Raw genomic sequence first — 3,004 nt, 5'->3', positions numbered from 1 at the left:
ATGCTATTGCACTTATAAAAACTGATGCAGTACAAGCTAAAATAAATATCATCAAATCATTATCTTTCATATTTTTCATTTGTAATTATTCCCCTTTAATTTTAATTATAAAATTTATTTTTTATTTACTTCAAATTCTATTCCTTCGCTTACTTCTTCTAAAACTCCTATTAAGCATCTATTGCTTAAATTAATTTTGAATGGACAATAGCTATGCTGACAAATCATATCACAATCATATTCTTTTAAGATATTATGAATATCTTTAAGTTTTGAATTTGCTTCTTTAAGCATATCTTTATCATCATTTAATAACATATTTTCCCTCCTAACTATTAAAAGAATTATTTTATTGCTCAATTTTAATAAGTTCACTTGCGAAAAATTCACCTATACTATTTTCTTTAAATCTAACCTTATACACCTTCCCGAATTTATTATACGTAAAATCAAATACAACTCCTATTATCTCCCTATCTTTATTATGAGTATCTATCTTTACTCTTTCACCTTTTTCAAATTTATCACACTTCATAATACTCTCTCCTTTACAATGAAAATTATATTTCATTACTTTATTAATGCCTTTAATTTTATTCTATCTTGTGTTATCATCTAATTGATCTAATTTTCACTTGAGTTCTAGTTTTTAGAAGTAGCCTATATTTTTTATAAGCTACTTTTTTTATTTTTTTAATCAATTATGCCCATTCTTTTGAGTTCATTATTTATTCTTACATCTTTTACAAACTCATTTGATTTGTCGAAGTCTTTAAAAAGTTTTTTGCAATTCTCAATTGCTATTTCTCTAGCAGATTTTTCCTGTTGAATATTTTCTTTGTTTTCACATATAATATCAGTATCAGTATTATTTGAATCGGTATTTTGTAAAGGCTTATCTGCTACAACAGATAGGTCTTTTTTATTCTCCATATTCTTTAATTTGTCTATTGTTTCCCTGTTAAGAACTACATATACCATTGAGCCTAACTTATTTTTATCGCCTTTTACGACCTTTTTAAAAGGTGTAAGAACTTTTGAAAGGTTGCCTTTTAACATTCTTCCTACTTTATCTTTATTATTCCTTAGAAGTTTCTTTAAATCCTTTTCCGACATATCAGAAGTTGGTTGTTTGAATAGTATAGGTAATTCTTTTACTACTGTTTCATAATTTATCCAATAGCCTATATCTTGCTTTTCCTCTATAAAGTCCCTTTTCATTCCTGTTCCGTCTTTCCAATTAAGTACCCAGTCTAGTAATAAGGCTTCTTCAACGTTCAGCCCTAAATCAACTAGGGCATCTTGTTGAAGTGTAAATATTTGGTATCTCATTTTGTTGCACCTACTTTTCTATTATTATTTTTCCGTCTTTTACTATTAATAAAAGTGTATCACCTTTTTTTATATCTAAAGCTTCTCTCATTTCTTTAGGTATATTTATAAATGTATTACTTTTATTAGCTTGAACTTTTACAGTTGATTTCATTTTATCACCTCTTATTAGTATTTGTTTATATATATCATTATATGCTAATTTAAATTAATGTGCAATAGTTTTCAGTGAATAAATAATAAATAATAAAGTAACTTAATTATAGAATAAAGTAATTATAGAATATATCACGAAAAAAGTCGTGATGGTCATCACGAAAAAAGTCGTGATGGTATACCACAACGAAAAAAGTCGTGACGGTAAAATGATACTTACTAACAAGCATCACGAAAAAAGTCGTGACGGTGGAATTGTACCACAACGAAAAAAGTCGTGACGGTGGAATGTTAATATGTGGATAAAACAGTTCATAAGTAATGGTAAAAATATCCAAGTTCCTAGTTGAAAAGATTTATAAAAATAATTATTGCATTAGTGTAACACTTGTGATACATTTATAATATATTAAATTAAGAAGGTGGTTAAAATGGCTATAAAAGATAGTAATAAAAGAGTATTTATAACCATAGACAAAGAATTGTTAAAGCTTGCAGAAGAAAAAGCCAAAGAAGAAGATAGAAGTTTGAGTAATTATATAAGTTGGGTATTAAAAAAAGAGATTAAAAATAAATAGGGGGTATTAAAATGGAAAAGGGAATTAATGTATTAAGTTTATGTGATGGTATGAGTTGTGGACAAATAGCACTTGAAAGAGCAGGAATAAAAGTAAATAATTACTTTGCAAGTGAAATAGAAAATAGCAGTATCAAAATAACTCAAAAGAATTATCCTAATACTATCCAATTAGGGGATATGACAAAAATAAATGAAGCTGAACTTGATAAATTACCTAGAATTGATTTAGTTATAAGTGGTACACCTTGCAGAGATTTCAGTAAATGTACAATTCAAGGTGGAAGTAATAATTGGGAGAATATGCACAGTATAGGAAAAGGTGTATATGGAAAGCACTCTAGCTTATTTTTTATATTTAAAGAAATTTATGACTATATAAAAGCTAATAATAATCAAAATGTAAAATTTTTATTTGAAAATGTAGTTATGAAAAAAAATGATGAAGAAGTAGTTAATAGTGTGTTAGGGTTAGAGCCTGTAAAAATAAATAGTTCTATATTTTCAGCACAAAATAGAGAAAGGCTTTATTGGACAGATATTAATATAGCAGAGTTGCCAAAAGAAAGCAATTTGGTGCTAAAAGATATAATATTAAGCGATGAAAAAGTAGATGAAAAGTTTTGGTACAATGACAGGGGTTTTGAATTTCAAGGGGAAGATAAAAGAGTTGCCTGTACTTTAATTATGAAAGGGCATGATATACAAAAAAGAGTGTCTAGTAAAAAATTTAAATGTCCTACGCTTACAAGTTGCAGAGGCGGAAATCTGCAAAAGAAAGTATATCAAAATGGGAGGTGTAGAAAACTTACTCCTACTGAATATGAAATATTACAAACTGTTCCTGTTGGGTATACAAAAGGTGTAAGTGATAGCCAAAGATATAATATGTTGGGTGATGGTTGGACAGTTGATGCAATAGCACATATATTTAAAGGG

The 3,004-nt window shown here is 27.5% G+C and carries 6 protein-coding genes; 2 read left to right on the top strand and 4 right to left on the bottom strand.

Translation table 11 applies throughout. The annotated features are described in order from the left end of the window. Nucleotides 1-114 precede the first annotated feature (114 nt). The 4 genes from VLM92_RS04015 to VLM92_RS04000 all read right to left on the bottom strand — a co-directional run bounded on the left by VLM92_RS04015 (nt 115) and on the right by VLM92_RS04000 (nt 1,486). Nucleotides 115-318, bottom strand: coding sequence for a hypothetical protein (locus VLM92_RS04015; protein WP_325275064.1), 204 nt, complete (start codon nt 316-318; stop codon nt 115-117). Between the two features lie 31 nt (nt 319-349). After that, nucleotides 350-535 carry a hypothetical protein gene (locus VLM92_RS04010; RefSeq protein WP_325275063.1) on the bottom strand — a complete coding sequence of 62 codons (186 nt, stop codon included), beginning with the start codon at nt 533-535 and terminating at the stop codon, nt 350-352. A 158-nt stretch (nt 536-693) separates the two neighbouring features. Further along, nucleotides 694-1,332, bottom strand: a complete 639-nt coding sequence (locus tag VLM92_RS04005; RefSeq protein WP_325275062.1) for a hypothetical protein — start codon at nt 1,330-1,332, stop codon at nt 694-696. A gap of 10 nt (nt 1,333-1,342) precedes the next feature. Continuing rightward, nucleotides 1,343-1,486, bottom strand: a complete 144-nt coding sequence (locus VLM92_RS04000; RefSeq protein ID WP_325275061.1) for an AbrB/MazE/SpoVT family DNA-binding domain-containing protein — start codon at nt 1,484-1,486, stop codon at nt 1,343-1,345. Between the two features lie 433 nt (nt 1,487-1,919). Here VLM92_RS04000 and VLM92_RS03995 point away from each other — a divergent pair, with 433 nt between their 5' ends. Both VLM92_RS03995 and VLM92_RS03990 read left to right on the top strand, forming a co-directional pair. Then, nucleotides 1,920-2,066, top strand: coding sequence for a hypothetical protein (locus VLM92_RS03995; RefSeq protein WP_325275060.1), 147 nt, complete (start codon nt 1,920-1,922; stop codon nt 2,064-2,066). An 11-nt stretch (nt 2,067-2,077) separates the two neighbouring features. Then, nucleotides 2,078-3,004 (top strand): DNA cytosine methyltransferase (locus VLM92_RS03990; protein ID WP_325275059.1); only part of this gene is annotated, 927 nt, incomplete at its 3' end.

The organism is Romboutsia sp. (assembly GCF_035470145.1).
Taxonomy (GTDB): Bacteria; Bacillota; Clostridia; order Peptostreptococcales; family Peptostreptococcaceae; genus Romboutsia_D.
The sequence above is the reverse complement of the archived record's forward strand: the minus strand, read 5'-3'. Positions and strand labels throughout refer to the sequence as shown.

What these genes read in the sequence shown, in the direction of transcription:
- VLM92_RS04000 (WP_325275061.1), bottom strand. Translation starts at nt 1,486, where the DNA reads ATGAAATCAACTGTAAAAGTTCAAGCTAATAAAAGTAATACATTTATA.
- VLM92_RS04010 (WP_325275063.1), bottom strand. Translation starts at nt 535, where the DNA reads ATGAAGTGTGATAAATTTGAAAAAGGTGAAAGAGTAAAGATAGATACT.
- VLM92_RS04015 (WP_325275064.1), bottom strand. Translation starts at nt 318, where the DNA reads ATGTTATTAAATGATGATAAAGATATGCTTAAAGAAGCAAATTCAAAA.
- VLM92_RS03995 (WP_325275060.1), top strand. Translation starts at nt 1,920, where the DNA reads ATGGCTATAAAAGATAGTAATAAAAGAGTATTTATAACCATAGACAAA.
- VLM92_RS04005 (WP_325275062.1), bottom strand. Translation starts at nt 1,332, where the DNA reads ATGAGATACCAAATATTTACACTTCAACAAGATGCCCTAGTTGATTTA.